This is a genomic window from Luteitalea sp. (assembly GCA_009377605.1).
Lineage (GTDB): Bacteria > Acidobacteriota > Vicinamibacteria > Vicinamibacterales > Vicinamibacteraceae > WHTT01.
In genome coordinates this window covers 1-22,880 of the sequence record WHTT01000093.1, presented here as the reverse complement: position 1 = coordinate 22,880, position 22,880 = coordinate 1, and the positions used below count along the sequence as shown (strand labels likewise).

Sequence of the window (22,880 nt, the reverse complement as noted above, 5' to 3'; positions counted from 1 at the left end):
TAGTCGTTGATTTCCTGGAGGGCGATCCAGACCAGCCGATCATCATTGGCAACGTCTATAACGCGGAGAACATGCCGCCGCACGGCGGTGTGGTGAGCGGCCTGAAGTCGAATACGCACAAGGGCGGCGGCTACAACGAGATGTCGATGGATGACACGGCCGGGAGCGAGAAGATCACGGTCCACGGCCAGTACGACATGAACACCACGGTCGAACACGATCAGACGAACACCATCAACAACAATCGCACGTCGTCGGTAGCTGTGGACGACACGGAGTCTGTGGGCGCGAATCAGTCCGTCACTGTGGGGGGCGACCAGAGCATGTCGGTTGGCAATAATCGCACGTCATCCGTCGCCGTAGATGACACTGAGTCCGTAGGCTCGAATCAGTCAATCGACGTGGGGACCGATCGGTCCGTGGTCGTTGGTAGTAACGAAACCGTATCGGTGGGCAGCAACCAGAATGTATCCGTGACCGGCAACCAGGGTCTCACGATTGGCGCCATGCGCTCAGTTGTCGTCGGCGCCGACGACGAGATCAGCGCAGGTGCGAATATGCGGCACGGTGCCGGTGCCAACCTGGACCTCTCGGCCGGTATCGATCTGAGCGCCTTTGGGGGTGCCAACGTGAAGGTGACTGGCGGCGTAGCGGTGGAGGTGGCCGCGGGCGCGACCATCACCCTGTCCGCAGGCGGCTCATCGATTCAGATCGGGCCAGACGGTATCAAGGTCACGAGCGGTGCGCTGGTGACGGTCATGGGCTCGACAATCAAACTCAACTGAGGGCCATGGGCGAACGGAAGAACGCGATCGCACGGCGGCTCGATCGGCTGAACGATCAATGGAACGAGTTCGCCTCGAACAGCGAGGCCAGACTGCTCCGCTGGCTCGTCCGTGACGACGAGCTGCGTGTGGTCGAGGCATTCATACAGACGGAGCAAGACGATCGAGCGGGAGAGATCCCGGACCTATTCCTAAGCTTGGTCGATCCGTTTGAGGATGTCGTTTCATACGGACAAGTGCTGCGAGCATCGCTACTGTCCCAGTACGAGGAGGCACGCCCCGATCTCGTCGCGGCAGGCATGGATGACGCCTGGTTGCCGCCGACGCCAGAGGGTCGGCACAGTCTGGTTGCCTTCCTCGAGACCTGCACGTCGCTGCGCGCCCACTACAACGAGCTGACGGACAAACTGGCGCTTGTACTGATGCCCGTGAGCGTGAGCGATGATGCAGAGTGGCAGCGTTGGCTGGGGGCTCTGGTCGAGCGGCTGCCCGAGGAGGTGCGCGTCGCAGTTGTGGACTCGATCGATAGGCCCGTGTTGATCGCGCTTGCCGAAGGCCAGCCGGGTCGTGTCGCCACAACCGTCGCAGACCTCGACATGCCCAGCGCGATCCTCGAGCTCTCACGAACCGGCGGCACGTCTACCCCTGATGGTCAGTTCCGCGTGAAGTTCACGGCGTTGTCGCAAGCGCTGGCGCAAGGGGACCTCGAGACCGCGCGAGAGCGTGCCGATGCGGCCACGGCGATCGCGAAAGCCAATAACTGGACTCACCTCGTCGCCGCCGTGAACATGGCACTCGCGGGTGGCTTCCTTGCTGCCAAACGCTGGACTGAGGCCATCTCGCTGTACCAAGACGCGGGTGCAGCAGGAACACGGCTCAAATCGGACGGGGACGCGGTGGGCAGCAAGCTCAGGCTCCAGGCCGGTCTTGGGCACTGCGCCGCACTTTTCGCCGCGGGCGATTTCCGGCAGGCTGGTGCCACGTACGAAGCGGCTGCAGTGCTCGCGACGAACGCGGCCGATGGGCTCATGCTGGTCGAGTGCTGGCGCATGGCCAGCTACTGCCACGAACGGGCAGGCGACTTGGCGCGCGCATGGGATTGCGGATTGCGGGCGCTGGATGCGGCGGAGGCACTGCCTCCTGAGAACCGTGCGCATTCGACACTGCCATTCGCGGGCGAGGGCATGCTCCGACTCGCGAACATGGCGAGCGCTCCGTCCACGCACGCGGAGTTCGTCGAGCAACGCCTGACCGACCTCATGGGCACCTCGCAATGGCGGTCGGTTGACGCTGCGGCCGGAGACCTCGGATGATCGCCGCCAAGGCCTTCGATCCCGTCCTGGGCATCGACATCCACATCATTCAGCCGCCCCCACCGGCCCCGCCCGTGCCGGTGCCGCACCCATTCATCGGGCTGCTGATCGATCCGTTCGACTTCGCGCCCATCATCGGCTCCACGGTCTCAGTGAACGGCCTGCCGCGCGCGACCGCTGGCACTGGCGGCATGTGCATCCCGTCGCACATCCCGATAGGTGGCACGTTCGTGAAGCCGCCAGCCAATGAGTGCGACGTGTTCATGGGCTCATCTACTGTGCTGGCCGACGATGAGCCGCTCAGTTTCCTCGGCATGCCGGCGCTTAGTTGTCAGGATATCGGCATTCCACCTATCCCTCGGCGCAAGAAAAAGCGCCGCGTGAAATCGCTCGTCTTGCCGACTAGCGTGGTGCTTGCCGTACCGATGGGCGCACCCGTGCTGGTCGGCGGCGCGCCCACCGTCTCGATGATGGCGCTTGGCATGCGCGCCGGGATGGCTGGCCTCGGCAAGGCCTTCAAGAAGCTGCGCAAGCTGAAGAAAGCCAGCCGCCGGATGAAGGCGCTGTCGGACAAGATCCAGAACGCCGCAAGGAAAGGGATGAACAAGCTGGGCGTGCCGCCCAGCTTGCAGAACAAGGTCCACCGCGGTATCTGCTCCGCTACGGGGCATCCCGTGGACGTAGCGACCGGGAAGGTATTTACCGACGCCGTCGACCTGCATCTGCCGGGTCCTCTTCCCTTCGACTTCGAACGTGTCTGGTACAGCGCTTCGACCTATCAGGGACCGCTGGGTCACGGGTGGCATCACAGCTACGATATGGCGCTACTGATCGACTCGCCCAATGACGCTGTGACCGTGAGAGCACCGGACGGGCGTCCGGTAGCATTTCCTACGCTGGAGGAAGGCGAGAGCTATACGGACTCGAAGGAGCGCCTTACGCTCGTCCGCGATGCGCATGGCTATGCACTGCACACGGCGACCGGCTCAATCTTTCGTTTTGCTGCGTCCCGAGACAAAAGTCAACCGCAGGTCCTGGCCTCTGTCGAGGATCGGAACGGCAACGCGTTGGAGCTGGCCTACGACGCCTCGAGGCGTCTGACTGCCATCCGGGACAGCGCCGGGCGAGTCATTTCCCTCGAGTCGGACGCCGCGGGCCGGCTCAATACGATCTGGGTACCAGATCCAGAGGATCCGAACCTGCGGCAACCGGCCGTGTCCTATCGCTACAGCGCTCAGGGGGATCTCGTGGAGGTCCGGGACGCAGTGGGAAACGCGACACGCTACGAGTATGTCAACCACCTTCTGATCCGCGAAACGGATCGCGGCGGTCTCAGCTTCCGTTTTGCCTATGACGGCAGCGGTCCCGGTGCTCGGTGCATCCACACTTGGGGCGATGGCGGGTTATTCACCCGGGCTCTTGCCTACGATCTGGAAGCTGGCATGACTATCGTGACCGATAGCTACGAACAGTTGATGACTTATTACTGGAACCCTGCCGGTTTGGTCGAGCGCATGGTTACAGCATACGGGGAGGAGAAACAGTTCGTCTGGGACGACAACAACAACCTGATTGCCGAGATCGATCCATTGGGCAACACAACCACCTTCGACTTCGACGAATGGGGAAACCGGACGAAGGTCACCGATGCCTTGGGGGCGTCGACGAAAAGCGTGTACAACGCCTTCCACCAACCCAGGGAGGAGATCAACGCGGCAGGCGATACCTGGAAATACGGCTACGACCATCGTGGCAACCTGGCCTCTGTTATCAATCCGCTTGGTCGGGCGATCCGCTACGTTCATGACTCCCGCGGCCTGCCTCTCGAGATCGACGACGCGGCGGGGGGGATCAGCAGGTTAACGTGGGATGAACGTGGGGATCTCGTCCGGTTCAGCGACACGCATGGTGCGACAACGCAGTTCCTCTACGATGCGCTCGGGCGTCTCACGGCGAGCGTTGATGCGCTTGGCCAGCGGCGTGCCTTTTCCTACGATGCCGTCGGACAACTGATCCGAATCGACCACCCCGACGGAAGCTGTGAGCAGTTCGCATATGACGCACTCAGGCGCCTTATCGCGTACGCGGACCCGCTGGGCCATACGCGGCAATTCCGCTACGCGTCCGGAGATCGACCCATCGAACGTATCGACAGCACGCGCCGCATCCGGTTCGAATACGACCTCGAGAATCGGTTGGTTGGGATTGTCAACCAGAACGGCGCTCGCTACAGCCTAAAGTACGACGCCAATGACAACCTGATCTCCGAGGTTGGCTTCGACGGACGCACGAATCGGTACGAGTACAACTCGGCCGGCCAACTGATCCGGCGCCGCGAAGGCGGCGCGTCTGCGGATACGCCCGAACACGTCATCGAGTACGTTCGTGATTCTCTCGGACGTCTACAGCGGAAGATCCTGCCCGATGGTGGCGCCGAGTTTGCCTATGACGCCGTTGGACGTCTCGTCCAAGCCACCAACGCGAGCTGCGATGTTTCCTTCAGGTACGATGAGATCGGCAACCTCCTTGAGGAGAGGCAGGGCGAATACTCTATGATCCACGAGTACGATGCCATTGGCAATCGCGCGCGTACCACATATCCACAAGGCGAGGTAGTGACGTTCGATTTTGAAGCTCCTGGGCATGTTCGCGCGATTGGCCTCGATGGCCGGACCATCGCGACGATCCAACGTGACGCGCTCTATCGTGAGCGCAGCCGTACGCAGGGCGCTGTTGAAAGTACGTATGACTACGACCCCGTCGGCCGCCTGAAGCAGCACCGAACGCGCAACGGGGCGAGCCTGCTCTTCTCGCGAGAGTACGGTTATGACCTCGCCGGGCGCTTGACGGAGGTGACCGACTCGGAACAGGGACGGACGTCGATGGCTTACGACGCTCTGGGTCGCCTCACGCACATGCTGAGTCCACAGGCCCGAGAGGTGCTGGCATTCGATCCGGCCGATAACCTAATCGACGCAAATGCGCCGCTGGCGGGTGGTGCCGTCCTCAACAACCGGCTTATCACGTACCGTGGCATTCGTTTCGAGTACGACGTGTTCGGCAACATCGCGGCGAAGCGCAGCAGCGCAGACCGCACCGACCACTTCAGGTACGATTCCGAGCATCAACTTCTCGAGACGGTATGTCACCGGTCCGGTTCGACCGAGAGAACCGAGTACGCTTACGACGCGTTGGGCCGGAGAATCGCGAAGCGAACCGATGGCGCCAAAGTGGAGTTTGTTTGGTCGACTAACCTATTATTGCAGGAGCGTTCCGATGATAAAGTGCAGAGCTTCATCTATGGACCGCGCAGCTTTGTGCCTCTCGTTTCGTGGAATGGTGACGGAATCCTACACTTTCATTGTGATCCATCCGGCACGCCGCGCGAGCTGACCCGGCACGACAACGGGAAAGTGGTCTGGCGCTCGGGCCACCGGCTATGGGGCAAGACACATGATGAGGAGTCCTCGACGGTTCGCCAACCCTTCCGCTACCCGGGTCAATACCACGATGGCGAGTCTGGTCTCCACTACAATCGGTTTCGCTATTTCGATCCAGATGTCGGCAGATACCTGACTCAGGATCCCGTTGGCCTTGCCGGCGGGTTCAACCCGTATGCCTACTCTCCCGATCCAGTCAACTATATCGATCCACTGGGCCTACAGCGTCGCTGGCTCCCGCTCGGGGACGGCTGGGAAGCGGGGGTCGATCAGTTCAACACCGGCGGCCGAGCTTCTCACGAGATTCACGTCTACGCCCCTGGGAGAGTCGAGGTTGGTGTGGTCGGTCCGGACGGGGAATGGATTCCCAAGCACGGCCATCCGAACACGCGGCCTCCCTCCGTTTCGGACGACATGTGCAGACGAATCCACGGCATCAATGTCGATCAGCTACGACGCGAGGGGCACACCGTTGACCGCACGAGAAAACGTCCGATGTTCGATCGAACATGCGGCAGATGAGTTGACCACATGCTCTATGCGAACTATTTACTTGTACAGAGAGAGCACGAGGACCATGCCGCGCTAGGTGCGGCGTTCCAGCGCTACGTGGCAGCGCTTGACGCAGCCAAGGATCGGATGCCGCCGAACCTCTACGATTTCATGACTGCTTCCTGGCACTACGATCATCTCGACCGCAGGGCGCTGCACGACATGCGCCTGCGTACCTTCACGGTGACTGAGACACAAGTCGCGAACACGCAGAACTGGGAGATATCTATCGAGATCGTTCTACTCGGCGCGTACTTCGACCGCGAGCTGCATCTGCGTTACGGCAACGTCAAGAAGTACTCGACCGGTATTCCCGAGACAGCGCGGCGGACCCCAAGCGGTTCCCACGGAGATCTGTTGACCGACGAGGTCGCCGTGCTCAAGGAGGGCGAATGCGTGCACGCCATGGAATTCAGCAGCGGCTCGATATTCGAGATCAGCTTCTGCGGATCATTCGACTACAAATTCGGCGAGACGCAAGTGCCGTAGAACGTTCGCGAGGGGTGTGGCCCTTTCTATCGCAGCACGAGGCAGAGGTCATGCATCATGCGTGACGTCGCGGATCTGACGTCATGGAAAGCGCAGGCCGGTCCATGAATCGGGACGGGTCCGAATGGTTTTCCATCCTGATGACGGTCGTTATCGGGTGGATCTCTGCCGGACACGATCAGTGCGCCGCTCTGGCACGGTCATTGGTCTCACCGGAAGCGCATATTGTGTGAACGGAGTAAAGAGATGGGCGACGGTCTTACTCCTGCACCCGCGAATGACTTCGGCGAGCCCATCGCGATCGACGATGGAACCCTGCCGCGCACGAAGTCGCCAACACCGGGCCCAATCGGGCTCGACGCCAAGAGCGGGAGTCCGAAGCAGACCCAGGCCAGCATGGCCGATCGCATCGTGAGCTTCGCGCGTCAACGCATGCGCCAGCGCGTTGGAGACGGTGAATGCTTCACGCTGGTCGATCGCGCGCTCCGCAACGCTGGAGCGCGGAGCGCCGCCGACTTCGGGACGGTGACGCCTGACGCGGATTACGTATGGGGGACGAGCGTCGGTCTGGCCGACGTCAGGCCAGGCGACGTGATTCAATTCCGAGACTACGTCTACGAGCGCGAGACCGACGCCACGAATCCGGACGGATCAGGCTCCACCGACACGGCTGTCCAAGAGCGCCCACACCACACGGCCATCGTCGAGCGCGTGGACGGAAACGGCGCCATCACCGTGCTCGAGCAGAATCATCCGGGTGGCGCGCCGGTCGTCCGCACACAACTGTTCTTCACGAACACCACACGCAGGGACGGCAATCGGGCAACGACCATCACGGTACGAGGGTCGTTTTGGTCTTATCGCCCTCAACAACGCTGAGCGGCTCGACGGGGACGATCGCGTGGGACACCTGTCGGGTGCGGGACGGTCAGCGCGAGACGAGCTCGGGCGCCTGCTGACGCGCAATCTCCAGCAATCGCTCCTTCAAAGGATCACGCAGCGCCGAGAGCTCCTGCACGTTGACCACCTCTTCGAACGCATCCATGCCGGTCAGCTCCGCGCTCTGGAGGATGAGCGCGTCCGACGGCCGTTCGGTGGAGATCCCAACGCCAATGCGCGTGATCGGCAGCGTGCCGAATTCCGGAGAGGTGCTGGTCGTGATCGGAAAGTGGAGCGCGTCGAACATCTGCAGGAGGCCGGGCGAATTGGTCGTCACCACATGCATGAGCAGGTAGCTGAGCACGAACCGTTCCAGCTCGTCACCGGGGCGCAGCTTCGCCTTCAAGAGGTCCGGGAGCCGCGATGGCGCAAACCCGGAATAGGTCAACACCCACGTCAACGGAGACCGCACCATGATGCTCCGCGTGTCCGAGCCCGACGGCACGGTGTGGGGATAGTCGACAGGGGTGATCTCGAGACCGTCGCCTGTAAAGGCGATCGGCGCCGTCAGCTCGCGTGAGAGCGTGAACGGCTTCGCGCCGCCAACCGTCTCATACAGGGCCTGGAGCGCCTTGAACGCCTTGTCGGCCCGGCGTGTCGATTCTTTCGAGCCGCCCTGAACGTAGTCACCGAGGACCAGCTTGGGCCGCAACAGCGGCGCCAGCGTCGCCAGATACTCCGTCATCTGCACGCGGACCGCGTCGGTGATGGCGCGCGTCAGCTTCCTGAGCACCAAAAGCGACTGCGTGCTGTCGCGTCCATCCATGGGCGAAGGCTCCATTTGTTCCAGGCCGTGGCGCGTCTTGTGGCCGAAGACGTGTAACCCGCGAAAGACGGGCTCAGATTATCGGCCAGTGAGACGCTTGTCAACGAAGAGCCGGCCTACGGGAACCTCAGGTAAAGAGTTGATCGTGTTCGGGATAGGGCGTTCGGTTCGTTTCCTTGTTTGAAAGGGCGAGAGAGCGCGAGACCGCGGGTGGCTATCCGACGTTCTTCTAGAGATGGTTATGGCTGAGCTCGCATGTACCCCACAACGCCGTGCCCTGCTGCTCCCGTCGCTTCAGGAGCACCCCCCTTGCTGGACTGACACTCACGTGCTGTACTAACCGTTCTCGCGACTTTGTCCCAATGTTTTCGCAAGTCGTCCCTGACACAATCGGCCGTTACGAAATCAAGAGCCTTATCGGCACCGGCGGCATGGGATCGCTGTATCTGGCGCGCGACACCAATCCCAACACGAAGCGACTCGTCGTCCTCAAACTGCTCAGTGCGACCCTCGATTTTGGCGATCTGCGCCAACGATTTGCCCGTGAAGCACGATCGCTGGCCGCGCTGACCCACCCCAATATCGTCGATATCTACGACTCCGGCGAATACGGCGGCTCGCCGTTCATCGTCATGCAGTACGTCCGGGGCGAAACGCTTGCAGAGAAGATCAAGCGGCAGGCGCCGATGTCGATGGCGCAGAAGCTCAAGCTGATGGTGGAGCTGTGCTCTGGGCTCGGCCACGCGCATGAGGCGGGCATCGTCCATCGTGACATCAAGCCGGCCAACCTGATGGTGGATCAGCACGGGCGGCTGAAGATCCTGGACTTCGGGATCGCACGCGTGGCTGAAAGCACGCTGACCATGGTGGGCGTCCCGATGACGCAGATCAACGTGCAGATCGGCACGCCGGGCTACATGTCACCCGAGCAGATTGAAGGCGCCGAGATCGACGCCCGCAGTGACCTGTTCGCCGTCGGCTCGGTGTTCTACGAGCTCCTGTCACACCGAGAGGCCTTTCCCGGGACGAATACGCGAGAGATCGAGCACCAGGTGCTGCGCGGCCGGCCAGCCCCACTGACCTCACTGGTCGAGGAGCTCGATCCGGAGATTGAACGGATCGTCGCGCGCGCGCTCGAAAGAGAGGCCAACCGGCGCTATCAGGATGCCGCGACGCTCGAAGCAGACCTCGAGCGCCAGCGTTGGCGGTTGAGGGCCGCGGATACACCTGCACCACGCGCCCGGACCACGCCGCCGCCGCCAGAGAGCCCAGGGCGAACATCTCGCGACTCGCGCGCGGATGCGGCATACCAACGTGCGCTCACGGTTTACGAAGAGGGGGCCTATGAAGCCGCCCGACGATTCGCAATCGAAGCGCTAGCCGAGGATCCCGCGCACACAGGCGCTCGCGCCTTCCTCGAGCGCCTCGAACAGATCGTGCAGCCACCGACGCCGCCTCCTGTGTTCCCGCCGCTCACGCCCGCGGCACCGACTGCGCTCAGAACGGCTGCGCATCCTTCGGCGCCGGGCACACCCGCACCGCCGACCGTGCTCAGAACGGCTGCCCACCCTTCGGCGCCGGGCACGCCCGCACCGCCGACCGTGCTCAGAACGGCTGCCCACCCCGCGGCGCCGGCAGTGCCAAAACGACGGACCGAGCTCCGACCGGGTACGCACATAGACGAACCGGTCGTACCCGTGCCACCGCCAGCGCTCAGGAGAGCACGCCATCCCGCAGCGCCGGCCACGCCTGCACCACCGACCGTGCTCAAGGCTGCGCCTCCTCCAAGCCGGCGATCTCTGCGCAGTGGTATCGGAGCGCTGTTGCCCTGGAGTCGATCCGGCGCACCATGGAAGAGCAACAGGCGCGCACTGCAGGCGGCTGCGATCCTGCTCGCGATGTTGTGCCTCGTCGCAATCGTCATGCTCTTCCGGCCGTGGGCCTGGTGGTCCGGACGGTTGCTGACGATCACGCGACCGGTGGGTGGCACCGTGTCGGCTAGCGGCATCAATTGCGGTACAGTCGGCTCGGACTGCACCGGCACATTCACCGATGGCCAGACCGTTGCACTCAATGCTGAACCTGATCCAGGTTTCGCCTTGGGCGAGTTCACCGGCGACTGCGCACCAAACGGCCGGGCCACGATGACGGCGCCACGAAGCTGCAGCGCCACGTTCGTGCCGATTCCGGAAGAGACTCCTATCTCGGCTCAATTGCTCACCATCGTCCCGCCCGAGGGTGGCACGATCGTCGGCACGGGCGTGACGTGCGGCTCATACGGAAAGGAGTGTTCAGCGGAACACCCGGAGGGCACCGAGATCGCGCTGCGCGCGCTGCCGGACGAGGGTTACGTCTTCAAGGGGTTCACTGGAGACTGTGCGGGAACGTCCGGCCAGACAGTGATGACAGCGCCACGCACATGTGGCGCGATGTTCACGCGTGATCGCCCGACGACTGCCGGCCCCGTCGAGCCGCCTCCACCGCGCCCCAAACGCCCTGCTCCATCGGCGGAACCGAGGCCAGTAACGCCTGACCCGATCCCGGCTGAACCGGCGGAGCCGACTCCCGCGCCGGAGGAGGTGGCCAAGGAGGAAATCCAGAAGGTTCTCGATGAGTACCGTGCCGCCTATGGCCGGCTCGACCTGCAGGCGCTGCGGCGCGTGTTCCCCGGCGTCTCGGACGTGATTGGCAAGCAGCTCAAACAATACACGTCGCTGGACTACACGTTCACCGGCCAGCCCGAATTCATCGACCTCGACGCGGCACTGGGAAGCGGAACCGTCAAAGTGGACGCTCGCCTGGCCCCCCGAGCTCGTGTGGGTGGTTCACTGAAGCCTTATGAACGGACCGACGAGTTCAAGGTGGAGAGGCGCAATGGCCGTTGGATCATCCGTGAGTTCAAGTTCGAGCTCAAGTAGCTGGCGTGCGTGATGAACGTCACCTGTTTCGCCGATGCGACGATGCAGACGCGCTTGGCGCGAGCGGTCGAGCATCATGTGGCCACCGACGTGTCGGCGGTGATTCCGGCGAAGCAAGAAGCGCCAAGCATCCCAGACATCATCGAGCGGACGCGGCGCTACGCTAGCGAGGTCATCGTGGTCGTCGGCCACTCGACCGACGGAACGCCGGAGCTGGCTGCACGGAGCGGTGCGAGCGTCCTCACAGACGGCGGTCGAGGAAAGGGAGAGGCCATTCGGCGCGCCATTCCCCACATCCGCACACCCATCACCGTCTTGCTGGATGCTGATGGATCGCACGATCCCGAGGACATCCCGTTGCTCGTGGAGCCGATTCTGGCCGACCGCGCCGATCATGTCTCAGCGTCGCGTCTGAGAGGCGGATCGAGCGAGCTGCACGGCGGATTCGATGAGTTCTTGCGGCTGGCGGGCAGCTCTTTCATCACCGCGTGCATCAACCGGCGGTTCGGCTGCCGACTGAGCGAGAGTCAGAACGGCTTCCGCGCCATCAGGACGAGCGTGCTCCGTCAATTGGACCTACGCGAGAATACGACAACGATCGAGCAGGAGATGATCATCAAGACGCTACGACGAGGGTTCCGGATGGCCGAAGTCCCGAGCCATGAGCACCCTCGCGCTCATGGCACCTCACACATTCGCGTGTGGCGGAGCGCGCCACGCTACGGTTTCTCGCTCGTCAAGTATCTGTTTCTCTGACCAAGTCGCGACGACACTGTGAACGTACTTGGCATCTGGGACGGCCACGATTCTGGCGCCGCGCTGCTGCAGGCGGGACGGCTGCTGTTTGCGGTCAACGAGGAGCGGTTGAGCCGCCGCAAGCTCGAGATTCATTTTCCCATGCGCTCCATACAAGCCTGCCTGGCGCACGCAGGTCTGGAGCCGCAGCAGATCGACGTCGTGGCTGTCTCCACCTCCGATCCGGCCAAGGCACTCGGCCGCTGGTCGCCGGGAAGCAAGGAGCGCTATTATGCCGTTCGTCGGCGCACCCAACGCCCTGGTCCCTTCGCTGGACTGACTCGTCTCGTGAAGTACCGCATGACCGAGTGGTCACCGGGACCGGTCTCGAAGGCGCTCAACCGGCTTGCGCTGCGACGGCAACTCGCGCAGCATGGGCTCGGGCGAGCTGCGCTCGATCTCGTTGACCATCACGAAGCGCATGCGGCAGCCGCCGCGTGGGGGGCAAACTTCGCACCGTGCGCCGTCGTGACCATCGACGGCCTGGGTGATGGCCTCTCTGCAACCATCTCGGCATTTCGGGAGGGCCGGCTCGAGCGGCTGGCGGCCTCACCGGCGCGATGCTCGCTGGGCGTGTTCTTCGAGCATGTGACGAATCTCCTCAACATGCGCGAGCTCGAAGACGAGGGCAAGGTGATGGCGCTGGCCGACTACGCTGCGCCGATTGCAGATGAGGACAACCCGCTGCTCGCATGCGTTCGCGTGCGCGACGGCGTGATCGAGACGGTGCGTCCTGGGCACGGCTTGCGCCGGCCCCTCGCGCAGATTCACTGGCGCTATGCCAACGAGCAGTTCGCGTACATGGCGCAGCGCGTCGTGGAGCACACATGCGTGGCGCTCGCCCGCGATGCCGTTCGTCTCACCGGGCTCGGGCGGCTCGCGCTGGCCGGCGGCGTGGTGTCGAATGTCAAGGCAACGCGACGCATCCGTCTGCTACCCGACGTAGAAGACGTCTACATCTTTCCGCACATGGGTGATGGGGGGCTCGCTCTCGGAGCAGCCGTCGTGGCGGCGTCGCGGTATCGTGACGGCCTCGACCTCGACCTCGACACGCTCGACCTCGGTCATGCGTACGACACGCCAGCCATCGAAACAGCGCTGCGAATCGCGGGCCTTGCCGTCCGGCCCGTCCCGAATCTCGCCGATCGTGTCGCTGACCTCTTGGCCAAGGGGCGGATCGTCATGTGGTTTCAAGGACGCATGGAGTATGGTCCCCGTGCACTTGGCAACCGAAGCGTGCTGGCACGTCCCGACCGTCGGGACGTGCGGGACCGCTTGAACCTCGTGCTGAAGCGGCGCGTGTGGTATCAGCCCTTTTGTCCAAGCGTGCTCGAGAGCGAGGGACCACGGATCCTCGCGGACTGGACGGGTGCCCGCAACCGGTCCATGACGATGGCGTACGAGGTCTCGCCGTGTTACCGAGATCGTCTGGCCGGCGTGACGAGCGTCGACGGCACGTGCCGCCCGCAGTTCGTACCGGACAGCGAGCCAAGCGAGTTCGCCGAGTTGCTGCGACAGGCACGCCACCGGTGGAACGTGGCGGCTGTGCTCAATACGAGCTTCAACATTCACGGCGAGCCGCTCGTCTGCTCGCCGGCCGAGGCCATCGATGTATTCCTGCGTTCCGGCGCGGACGCGTTGGCCATTGGCCCGTTTCTCGTCACCCGGCCCTGCGCCGATTGAGCCACCATCGATCCGATGACGCCTTCACGACGAGCTTGGGTCTTGGTCGTCTCGGCCTGGCTCGCAGTACTCGCGGCGCTGCTCACCTGGCTGATGAGGACGCCCTCTGTCTCGCTGCGTGAGCAACTGAAGGTTCTTCAGTTCTGGTCGCTGGAGCTTTGTGTCGGGCTCGTGCTCGCACTTGGGGCTGTCGTCCTCAGGGACATCGTTCGCAGGCTCGACCGACGTGACGGGCTCATGATGCTGATGCCGGTGGTCCTGGCCCTCGGGCTCACGCTGTTTGTCGCGCCTCGGACCAATCGCATCTACTACGACGAGCAGATCTACCAAAACGTCGCGCAGAACCTCGCAGATCTGAGACTGGCCCAGATGTGCAACGACGGCACGGTTGAGTACGGCCGGCTCCAATGCTCGAGCGGCGAGTACAACAAGCAGCCGTACGCCTATCCCCACTTGTTGAGCCTGGCGTATCGGGCGTTCGGCGTCACGGAGACGACGGCGTTCGTCGTCAACGCGATCGTGATGGCGGTGACGGTTTCCTGTGTGTATCTGCTCGTGCTCATCTTGTTCGGTGATCGCGTGGCGGCGTTCTTTGCCGGACTCCTCATTGCGCTCACGCCGCAGCAGCTCAGTTGGTCGGCCACGGCGGCCGTGGAGCCCTCGGCCTCACTGGCGTTGCTTGCCGCGCTGCTGTGCGCCGCGCACGCTTCCCGCTCCATGAGCACGGTCGCTCTCGCCGCCACTGGCGTCGCCGCTGCCTACGCAGTCCAGTTTCGACCTGAATCATTCTTGATCGTGCCGGTCATCGGATCGTTGTTGTGGCGGCAGCGGGTCGGATTGTCACGCCCAAGATTGTGGTGGGTCGCGCTGCTGTCGTTTGCGCTCGTCGTCGTCCACGTGGGTCACATGTTCGCCGTGAGGAACGAAGGCTGGGGCACGAGCCACGCGCGCCTCTCACTCGGATATCTGGTGGAGAACCTTCGCGTCAACGGCGGATTCTACCTTGGAGACGAGCGTTTCCCGGTGATCTTCACACTGCTCGCGATCCTCGGGTTGCTGAGCTGGTCGTTCAGGCGGGAGCGGATGGCGTTGGCCCTGTACTTCTTTCTGTTCTTCGGGATCTATCTCGTGTTCTATGCCGGAAGCTACGACTACGGGGCTGATGTCCGCTATTCCCTCATGACCTATCCGCCTCTTGCCATGCTTGGAGGGCTTGGTGCCGCCCGCCTTGTTGGGTGGCTCGAGCGCATCACGGCAGGTCTGCCTGCGCAGGGGGCGGTCACGGCCGGCCTCGCGTTCCAGTTTCTGTCGTATGCCCCACTCCTGCGGGCAACCAGCGAGGAGGCGTGGGCGGCACGAGCGGACGTAAGATTTGCGCGGTCAGTCGTTCCCCAACTTCGAGGCAATTCGTATGTGCTGACGCACAACCCCGGGATGTTTCACGTCTGGGGAATCAACGCCGGGCAAATGTCTCGGGTGGTAACCAACCCGAGTTACTTGGACTACGTCGCTGCCAGGTACGCCGGCGGCGTCTACCTGCACTGGAACTTCTGGTGCAACGTCCCGGATCCGGTCCAGCAGGAGTTCTGCCGAAAGGCCCTCGAGAACAGGCCAGTTGAGACGGTGCGCGAGCATCGGGAACGTGATCAGCGCTATGCAATTTACCGTATCGAGCTGCCTTCCGGACGAGACTGACACGCTATGGCCCAGCGACGTGATGCGCCTGCAACGCCATGCGTCTGCAACGCCATGCGCGATACGGCGTCTTGACTTGCCGCGAGGAACGATGCTATACACAACCCCAACGTTTGGAGATGATTGCTGCTCCTCAGCACGTCTTGGCAACTATCGAAGCCACAGGGACTTCCGACCTGGCTGTAGCTCCCTCGGAACAGGTATGAAGCGTCCGGCGAGTGTTTCGCTCATGTTGCTGGTGGCCGTGTGCTGCATCCCTTCTTCGGCTTCGGCTCAGGCGGTCGAGACAACCGAGGGACTTTCACTGCGCGACACGATTGGGCAGTTGACGCAACAGGTCGGCTCGACTCCGGTTGGCGACGCGATGGTGTTGGCGACAGCACTGGAGGTCGCGACTTCACCGCTCGGCACGACATCGAGCGGCTTCGGCTTCGAGCTGGATCCGAACACGGGACTCCTGGTGCGGAGAGCGACCACGTTCGGCCCGTCGTTCGCCGAACGAGCGCTGACGGCCGGCGCTGACAAAATGGCCATCCAGGTGAGCTTCAGCAGCGCCACCTACGACAAGCTCGGTGATGTCGATCTCGACGGCATGCGGCTCGGCGCCTTGACCGGCGACTCGCCCGAGACGTCGTTCACGGGAACCACCAGCTTGGAGATCGAATCCCAGACGCTCGTTCTCGGCGGTGTCATGGGTATTACCGAGAATATCGACGTCGGCGTGGCCGTGCCCTTGGTGAAGGTCAGGGTGCAGGGCCTCACGGAGGTGGTCGACGGCGACGGCAAGTTCATTCGCGATGCCGTCGGCGGTGGGACCTCTTCCGGCCTGGGCGACATCGCGGTGCAGGCCAAGTATCGGTTCCTTCGATTTGGCAATGGTCTGCCTGATCCTGGAGGCGTGGCCCTTGCAGCAACCGTGCGGCTTCCGACGGGAAGTAGCGAGAATCTCCGTGGCTTGGGTCTCTACCGAGCGCTGGTCTCGGTGCTGGCGTCCGCGGGTCGGGGACGATTCCGGCCGCACGCCAATGTCGGCTTCGAGTGGTGGGACAAGGGGATAGCGGCGCAGTCGGGGTTTGCGCCCGTTCCAGACGTGGAGACCGGTTTGGAGCCAGCGACCAGCATGGTCACGGTCCGGCACCAGTTTCAATATGCCGCTGGAGTCGAGTTCGAAGCAGCGTCGAGGCTGACCTTGCTCGTGGATTTCCTTGGACGGCATCTTCTCGACGGCGGGAAGGTGGGCTTCCAAGCCTTCACCCCCGGGGATGATGGTCAGGGCGTGACCTCCTTCGAGTCGCTTGTCGCGCTGCCGGAGGGATTTCAAAAGCTCACCTTGGTGCCTGGCTTGAAATGGAACATCAAGGGCAACCTCCTGTTTTCGGTAAACGCACTGATACCAGTTCAGGACGAGGGTCTTCACGACGTCTTCACGCCCGTGGTCGGCCTCGACTGGGCCTTCTAACGGCATCATGAGCGAACGCACACATCTGTCGAGGAGAGGACAACCCGGTCCGAGCCGGCGAGCGGCATCCCTCATCGGGCTTTGTCTGGCCTCGCTGCTCGCGCTGCTCGTCGTGGCCTGTGAGGACGAGACGCCGACCGGGCCAGGCGCGGTCGGCGACGGGCCAGGCGCGGTCACCGTTACCAAGACGACGACGTCGACCACGACATCGACGATCGAGCCAACGACGACGACAACGACCGTGCCGGGAGGCGAGGTGCTCCGGTTCGTGGGCCTTCAAGCACCACCCGAAGCGCCCAACGATATGACGTTGATTGTGCAACTGATCCCCGCTGAAGGCGTTGCTGCTTCGCTCCTCGGCCGTGTACCAGGCGTCATGCAGGCTGACCCGCCGGAAAGCAGGTACAGCGTTGAGGGTGTCTACCAGACGGGAAGCGGGACGAGTGGAGAAGTCAAGGGAGAGCTAGGTGGGTCACCAGACCCTCTCGAGTTGGGCGGGCAGTTCGAGGGGACGCTGACCGCGAACCTGGAGGACTGCACGGCAGAGCGGCAATTCTCTGGAGCGCTGTCTCGTCTCTTCGTCGAGTGGACGGGAGGAGACACGGTGCGCGATTGCCCAGGAAGCCCGCTGTCCTTCCCGGCCTTGAAGCTCGTGCACACCGACGCTCCTCCGCCAACGACCACGATCGGTCCAACCACCACGACGACCAGCACGACGACGACGCCTCTCGTGTGCGACTTTTCGCTCAGCCCGACGAGCGCGACGATAGGACCCCAGGGTGGCTCGGGCGAGGTCGTGATTGCGACGACTGGCGGATGTAACTGGACGGCGCAATCGCTCGCGGATTGGATCACGCTGCGGCCGCCGCTGAGCGGGAATAGACCAGGCAAGGTCGTCTACGACGTCAGTGCGACCACAGCGGCCCGCGAGGGAACGCTGCTCATCGCGGGAATTCCGTTTGTCGTGACTCAGACAGGCCCCTGACCACCAAGAACACGAAGGCCTTCGTGTTCTTGGTGGTCCCGTTCCAGTGATACGAGACTGGCGGCTTCAGTTAGCGTTGATCCTGCTTTCAGCGGCGCTGCTGAGAGGCCTCTTCTTTGTTGGCTTCGGGCTGGGCGACGACCTCGGCTACATCGCCCACGTCGACGAGATCCTTGCGGGCCGCTATCCACCACTCGATCCACTCAACCAATACGCCTACCGCCCGCTCTTGCTCGTCCTGTTCGCGGGTGGCATCGCGCTGTTCGGCTACAGCGATTTTGGTGTCGTGGCGCCAGTGCTGCTCTCGTCGCTCCTGACCACCGCGCTCGTCTTTGGTCTCGTGCGAAGGCTCATCGATCCCGGCGCAGCCTGGTGGTGCTCGCTGTTGTATGCGTTCGAGCCGTTCAACGTGGTCAACAGCACCACGATGACCAACGACGTGGTTCTCTCGTGCCTCACGTTTGCCTCCTGGGGGACATTTCTCGTCGCCGACCACACGCTCGCTGCGACCAAGAGCCTCCGTCTCTTCGTCGCCGCGGGCGCCTTGATGACCGCGGCGTTTCTCATCAAGGTCGCCTTTCTGCCGGCCCTGTGCGCGCTCGCGCTGTATTCCCTCGCGTCCCTCAGGAGCAGACGTGCCGTGGTCGTGCGCCGACACGGCGCCTTCTATGTCACGTTCTTGCTCGCCTTGGTTGGCGTGTGCTCTACCTATTACGTCATCAAAGGGGACTTCTTCTGGCAGCTCAAGTCGGAGATGTTGTACTATCAGACGTACAAACCCGATTGGTATCTGGCCGGTATCGTCAACTACTGGGACCTGATGTGGCAATACCCCCGCAGCCTCTTTGGGCTATCCGGGTACGAGACGTTCCGCTATTTCGAGCACGGTTTTCTGTTCTGGGTATTCGTGCCTGCAGGCGCGTTCTCTCTAATGCGCCCCCGTCACGGCGTCATCACGTTTCTGATCGTCTCCGCGATCGTGGTTTTTGCCTTCTTCGAGCTCTACCCGCAGTACATCTCGCCACGGTATCTCCCGCTCGTTCGCCAGGAACGCTACCTCGAGATGCTGCTGCCGTGTGCTGTCATCGTCGTGGGAACGGCGCTTTTTCGGCTCCACCGGCGGCACCACGCCGTGGCAGTCAGTATTCTCTGTCTGCTGCTGGCGAACTTCGTCGCGGAAGGAAGCCATCGGTGGACTCAGTACGACGACAGCCAGCGGGACGTGCGGGAGCTGGCTCGCTACGCCAAGTCCACCATCGCCAACACGAACAATCGACTCGTGGTGGATCTTCCCGCGCATAACGCGCTGCGGTTCTACTTGAGGGACACACGAGTTGCGATTGAGCAGATCGGCCAGAATCAGCAGGCAGACTTACGAGGTTGCTACGTCGCGGTCGGTGGCGCACGAAGCTTTTGGTGGTCTCGGGACATGGTGTTCGATGTGGCGCCTGAGATGCTGCCGCCACACTGGGTCCTGACATACGAGGTCGCCGGCCGGAAGCTGCCGTGGCGGCGTTCGAATCTGCGCGTGTACTACGTAAGCGATCGCCCGCAACCCGGAGCCCTGCAGCCGGCACTGTGGCGTCGTGGCCAAGCCTGGGTGTCTAATAGAGCCAGCTCGTAAACAAAGGCGCATGAGCCTATCCGTGCACACTCCCGATCCGAGAACCGTTCCGGCACTGCGAGTCCACACGTCGGACGGTCGCACGTTTCGCTTTTCAGAACCGTTTCACGTCGGGCGTGAGTACGATTGCGAAGTGCAGATCGAGGATGTGCACGTCAGCCGGAAGCATTTGCTTGTGTCCTTCGATCGTGGACGCTGGTGGTGCCAGGATCTGCAAAGCGCCAACGGCCTCTTCGTCAACGGGCGGCAGGTGACGACAGCAGCCATCGAGGAGAGTGTGACGGTCTCGCTGGGAGCCGATGGTCCATCGTTGACGATAGCGTTGGAGCGTCCAGCCGTGCCGACGCAAGGGACGGGTGCACCGCCGGAAACGGTGCAGCGTTCTTCAAGTGACACGAGGCTGCTGGCCAGCTACGAGGCACGCTACTTCGGGTCGGGAAAGAGCGCGGAGCCGGTGGGTGCGCGAACCCTGATGATCCGCAAGGCGTTCCAGAACGTCCAGAAGAAACAGAAGCGCAGGTACGGGTGGATCGTCGCCGTGATGGGCCTGGCAGGGCTTACTGCGGCCGGCTACGCGTATTACAAGCATCGCCAGGTGGGCCAGCAAGAGGCGGTGGCGCAAGAGCTCTTCTACGCGATGAAGTCGCTCGACGTCGGCATGGCCGACCTGGAGCGGCAAGTGGCGGAGTCTGGGAGCGCGCAGGGCAAGGCGCAAGTCAAGCGGTATTTGGCCAGGCGCCGCCAGATGGAAGGCACATACGACAGATATCTCTCGGTGCTGAACTTGTACGACCAGCGGCTGAGCGAGGAGGATCGGCTGATCCTGCGGGTAACGCGTCTGTTTGGTGAATGCGAGCTGGCCGCGCCACCCGATTACCTGAGGCAGGTCAAGAGCTACATCCAGAAGTGGAAGTCGTCAGGGCGTTACGCGCGGTCGGTGAAGCTCGCGCAAGAGATGGGATATACGAAGACGATCGCCGACGAGTTTCTCGCACAAAATCTGCCGCCCCAGTTCTTGTATCTCGCGATGCAGGAGAGCGACTTCAACGTCTTCGCGAGCGGGCCGCCGACCCGCATGGGAATCGCGAAGGGCATGTGGCAGTTCATTCCGACGACCGCTACACAGTACGGGCTCACTGTCGGGCCCCTCGCACAAGCCAGAAAGCCGGACGCTGAAGACGACCGGCACCACTGGCAAAAAGCCACCCGCGCGGCAGCGCATTACATCAAGGATATCTACTCCACTGACGCGCAAGCGTCGGGCTTGCTCGTGATGGCCTCCTACAACTGGGGCGAGAACCGCGTCATCAAGCTGTTGCGGAGCATGCCCGAGAACCCGGCAGAGCGAAACTTCTGGGAGGTGCTCGAGAAGCATCGGAACCGAGTGCCTCGGGAAACCTACGACTACGTGTTCTATATCGTGTCGGCCGCGGTTATTGGAGAGAATCCCAGACTGTTCGGCTTTCCGTTCGATAATCCGCTCGGCTTCCTGGAGAAGGGCTAGTGGGCTAGCATCACGATTCGCGAAGGGCGTAGAGGTGCCCGCGAGTCCTGACGATCAACATGTCGCCGGTGATCGCAGGCGTCGCCAGGCACATCTCCGGCATGTCGTTTCGTGCGAGCAGCTCGAACACCTTGCCCGCGCGCGCCACGTAGACGACGCCGTCCTCGCTCGTGAAGTAGACGCGCCCGGCGGCGGCAACCGGTGAGGCGCTGAAACCGCCTGCATCCCTGGCAATTCTCTGCTGGTACAGGCGCTCACCGGTCTTCACGTCGTACGCCGCCAGGACGCCATTGTCGGCGACGATGCAGAGGATGCCTTGGTAGACGATCGGTGTGGTCGTATACGTTGAGCCACGGTCCACTTTCCACTCCACCTCGCCCGTGGCGGCCCGAATGCCAAAAATTGGCTGCCCGCCGAGTGGCCAGCCGCCGGTCACGATGATGAGGTCGCCGGCAATCACCGGCGTCACGACCTTGACCTCGGCTTCAGCGGGGACTCGCCACAGCTCTTTGCCCGTCTCGGGATCGTGGCCGCGAATGAAATGTGGTGAGTTCGTGATGAGCCTCGGCTCGGCGCTCGGGTGCACGACGGGTGTGCTCCATGCCGGCAGCTCGTCGCGATCGACGCGCCACACTTCTCTCCCTGTCTTGACGTCGAACGGGGCCACGAACGAGTTCTTGTGCCGGTCGTTCTGCACAATCACGCGCCCACCGTGAATGATCGGAGAGCTTGCCGGTCCCCACTGATCGGTGGGATCCTCGACAAGGCCGACATCGAGGGCACCAAGGTCCTGCTTCCATAGCTGCCGCCCGTCGAAGTCGTAGGCGTAGAGCCCCTCCGATCCCATCATTGCGACGACATGGACACCATCGCTCGCCGGCGTCGCCGACGCGTGCGTCGTCTTGGGGTGCCGTTTGATTCGTGGGATGCCTTGGTGGGCGGTACGTTCCCACAGCACCCGGCCATCCTTCCGATCGAGACAGTACAGCCGCCAAGCGTGCGGTTTGTCGTTGTCGGTGACAGGAGCCTCGAGTGGATTGGCTGCCGGCGCAGGTTTGGCGTTCTCCGCTGGCGCGTCTCGGCGTGCGTCGTCCTCGAGCATGACGGCGGTCGTCACGAACACCCGGTCGCCCCACACAATCGGGCTCGAATGACCGACCCCTGGAATCGGCGTTGTCCAAGCGACGTTGCGCCCATTCTCGACGTCCCAGCGCGCGGGCGGGTTCCCCGTCTCTGCGACACCAGTGGCATCAACGCCACGGAACGACGGCCAGCGCACTTCTGGCGCGACCTGGGCACGCGGCCCGGCCATGCTCCCGCCGAGCAGAAACCCTATCAGCAGCCCCAGCGGTACTCGCAGCTTCATCATCTGGATCACCCTCGTCTCTTGCCCTTCGTGCAAACCGAGAGACCGTGACGAACGCCTCGGCGAGGCGTCCCGACCGTCAGCATGGTAGGGCGCGTTCGCCGAACGCGCCGTGGTTTGTCGCAAGACGGAGCCTGCCGGCGTGAGTCGTCTCAGGCAGGCCGTGGACCGAGGGCGCCCTTCAACGGCGCATGGCAGTGAAGAAGGCGTCCCGAAAGGTGCGACTGAGGGTGAGCTGTGTGCCGTCGACCAAACGGAGGAGGTAGTCGCCGTGAAACAGTGGGTTCAAGCCGCGAACGGCGCCCTTGCGAACGAGGATCGAGCGATGGACGCGGACAAACCGGGAGGGATCGAGGTGTCGGGCGAGACTCTGGATGGTCTCGCGCGCGACGTGCCGCTGATGTGACGTATGGAGGACGACGTATTTGTTCGCAGCCTCGATCCACAGGATCTCGTCCACCGGAACGAACCTGAGGCCCTCGTCCTCCTTCACGGCAATCCGCGCGAGCCACGGATCCCTGATTCAGCGGAAATCGCCGCACATAGCGCATGAGCAGCGGCAGCGTC

15 protein-coding genes are annotated in these 22,880 nt (G+C 63.0%); 12 read left to right on the top strand and 3 right to left on the bottom strand.

The window, feature by feature from the left end; genetic code table 11:
- Nucleotides 1-790: 790 nt before the first annotated feature.
- The 4 genes from GEV06_23340 (at nucleotide 791) to GEV06_23325 (ending at nucleotide 7,458) form a co-directional block, all read left to right on the top strand.
- Complete coding sequence (locus GEV06_23340; protein MPZ20817.1) at nucleotides 791-2,098, top strand: hypothetical protein; 1,308 nt, start codon at nucleotides 791-793, stop codon at nucleotides 2,096-2,098.
- Nucleotides 2,095-6,060 (top strand): hypothetical protein, encoded by a 3,966-nt coding sequence (locus GEV06_23335; protein ID MPZ20816.1) that lies wholly within the window; start codon nucleotides 2,095-2,097, stop codon nucleotides 6,058-6,060. The genes GEV06_23340 and GEV06_23335 overlap by 4 nt, the downstream gene beginning before the upstream one ends.
- A 9-nt stretch (nucleotides 6,061-6,069) precedes the next feature.
- Nucleotides 6,070-6,579, top strand: coding sequence for a hypothetical protein (locus tag GEV06_23330; protein MPZ20815.1), 510 nt, complete (start codon nucleotides 6,070-6,072; stop codon nucleotides 6,577-6,579).
- A gap of 246 nt (nucleotides 6,580-6,825) precedes the next feature.
- Nucleotides 6,826-7,458, top strand: a complete 633-nt coding sequence (locus tag GEV06_23325) for a hypothetical protein (GenBank protein ID MPZ20814.1) — start codon at nucleotides 6,826-6,828, stop codon at nucleotides 7,456-7,458.
- Nucleotides 7,459-7,507: 49 nt separating this feature from the next.
- Here GEV06_23325 and GEV06_23320 read toward each other — a convergent pair whose 3' ends face one another.
- Entirely contained in the window at nucleotides 7,508-8,284 is a 777-nt protein-coding gene (locus tag GEV06_23320; GenBank protein MPZ20813.1) for a hypothetical protein, read from the bottom strand.
- A 362-nt stretch (nucleotides 8,285-8,646) separates the two neighbouring features.
- Here GEV06_23320 and GEV06_23315 point away from each other — a divergent pair, with 362 nt between their 5' ends.
- The 8 genes from GEV06_23315 (at nucleotide 8,647) to GEV06_23280 (ending at nucleotide 20,947) form a co-directional block, all read left to right on the top strand.
- On the top strand, nucleotides 8,647-11,202 hold the full coding sequence (locus GEV06_23315; GenBank protein MPZ20812.1) for a protein kinase: 2,556 nt from the start codon (nucleotides 8,647-8,649) through the stop codon (nucleotides 11,200-11,202).
- A gap of 12 nt (nucleotides 11,203-11,214) precedes the next feature.
- Complete coding sequence (locus GEV06_23310; GenBank protein ID MPZ20811.1) at nucleotides 11,215-11,958, top strand: glycosyltransferase; 744 nt, start codon at nucleotides 11,215-11,217, stop codon at nucleotides 11,956-11,958.
- 18 nt (nucleotides 11,959-11,976) lie between these two features.
- Complete coding sequence (locus tag GEV06_23305) at nucleotides 11,977-13,680, top strand: hypothetical protein (GenBank protein ID MPZ20810.1); 1,704 nt, start codon at nucleotides 11,977-11,979, stop codon at nucleotides 13,678-13,680.
- 15 nt (nucleotides 13,681-13,695) lie between these two features.
- On the top strand, nucleotides 13,696-15,375 hold the full coding sequence (locus GEV06_23300) for a hypothetical protein (protein ID MPZ20809.1): 1,680 nt from the start codon (nucleotides 13,696-13,698) through the stop codon (nucleotides 15,373-15,375).
- Nucleotides 15,376-15,577: 202 nt separating this feature from the next.
- Nucleotides 15,578-16,834: a hypothetical protein gene (locus GEV06_23295; GenBank protein MPZ20808.1), complete on the top strand. Its 1,257-nt coding sequence runs from the start codon at nucleotides 15,578-15,580 to the stop codon at nucleotides 16,832-16,834.
- Nucleotides 16,835-16,841: 7 nt separating this feature from the next.
- Nucleotides 16,842-17,819: a hypothetical protein gene (locus tag GEV06_23290; GenBank protein ID MPZ20807.1), complete on the top strand. Its 978-nt coding sequence runs from the start codon at nucleotides 16,842-16,844 to the stop codon at nucleotides 17,817-17,819.
- A gap of 46 nt (nucleotides 17,820-17,865) precedes the next feature.
- Entirely contained in the window at nucleotides 17,866-19,443 is a 1,578-nt protein-coding gene (locus GEV06_23285; protein ID MPZ20806.1) for a hypothetical protein, read from the top strand.
- Nucleotides 19,444-19,453: 10 nt separating this feature from the next.
- Nucleotides 19,454-20,947 (top strand): FHA domain-containing protein, encoded by a 1,494-nt coding sequence (locus GEV06_23280; GenBank protein MPZ20805.1) that lies wholly within the window; start codon nucleotides 19,454-19,456, stop codon nucleotides 20,945-20,947.
- A 10-nt stretch (nucleotides 20,948-20,957) separates the two neighbouring features.
- Here the strand turns inward: GEV06_23280 and GEV06_23275 are convergent, their stop codons facing one another.
- Together GEV06_23275 and GEV06_23270 are read right to left on the bottom strand one after the other, a co-directional pair.
- Nucleotides 20,958-22,316: a PQQ-binding-like beta-propeller repeat protein gene (locus GEV06_23275; GenBank protein ID MPZ20804.1), complete on the bottom strand. Its 1,359-nt coding sequence runs from the start codon at nucleotides 22,314-22,316 to the stop codon at nucleotides 20,958-20,960.
- 178 nt (nucleotides 22,317-22,494) lie between these two features.
- Complete coding sequence (locus GEV06_23270) at nucleotides 22,495-22,836, bottom strand: LytTR family transcriptional regulator (GenBank protein ID MPZ20803.1); 342 nt, start codon at nucleotides 22,834-22,836, stop codon at nucleotides 22,495-22,497.
- Nucleotides 22,837-22,880 lie beyond the last annotated feature (44 nt).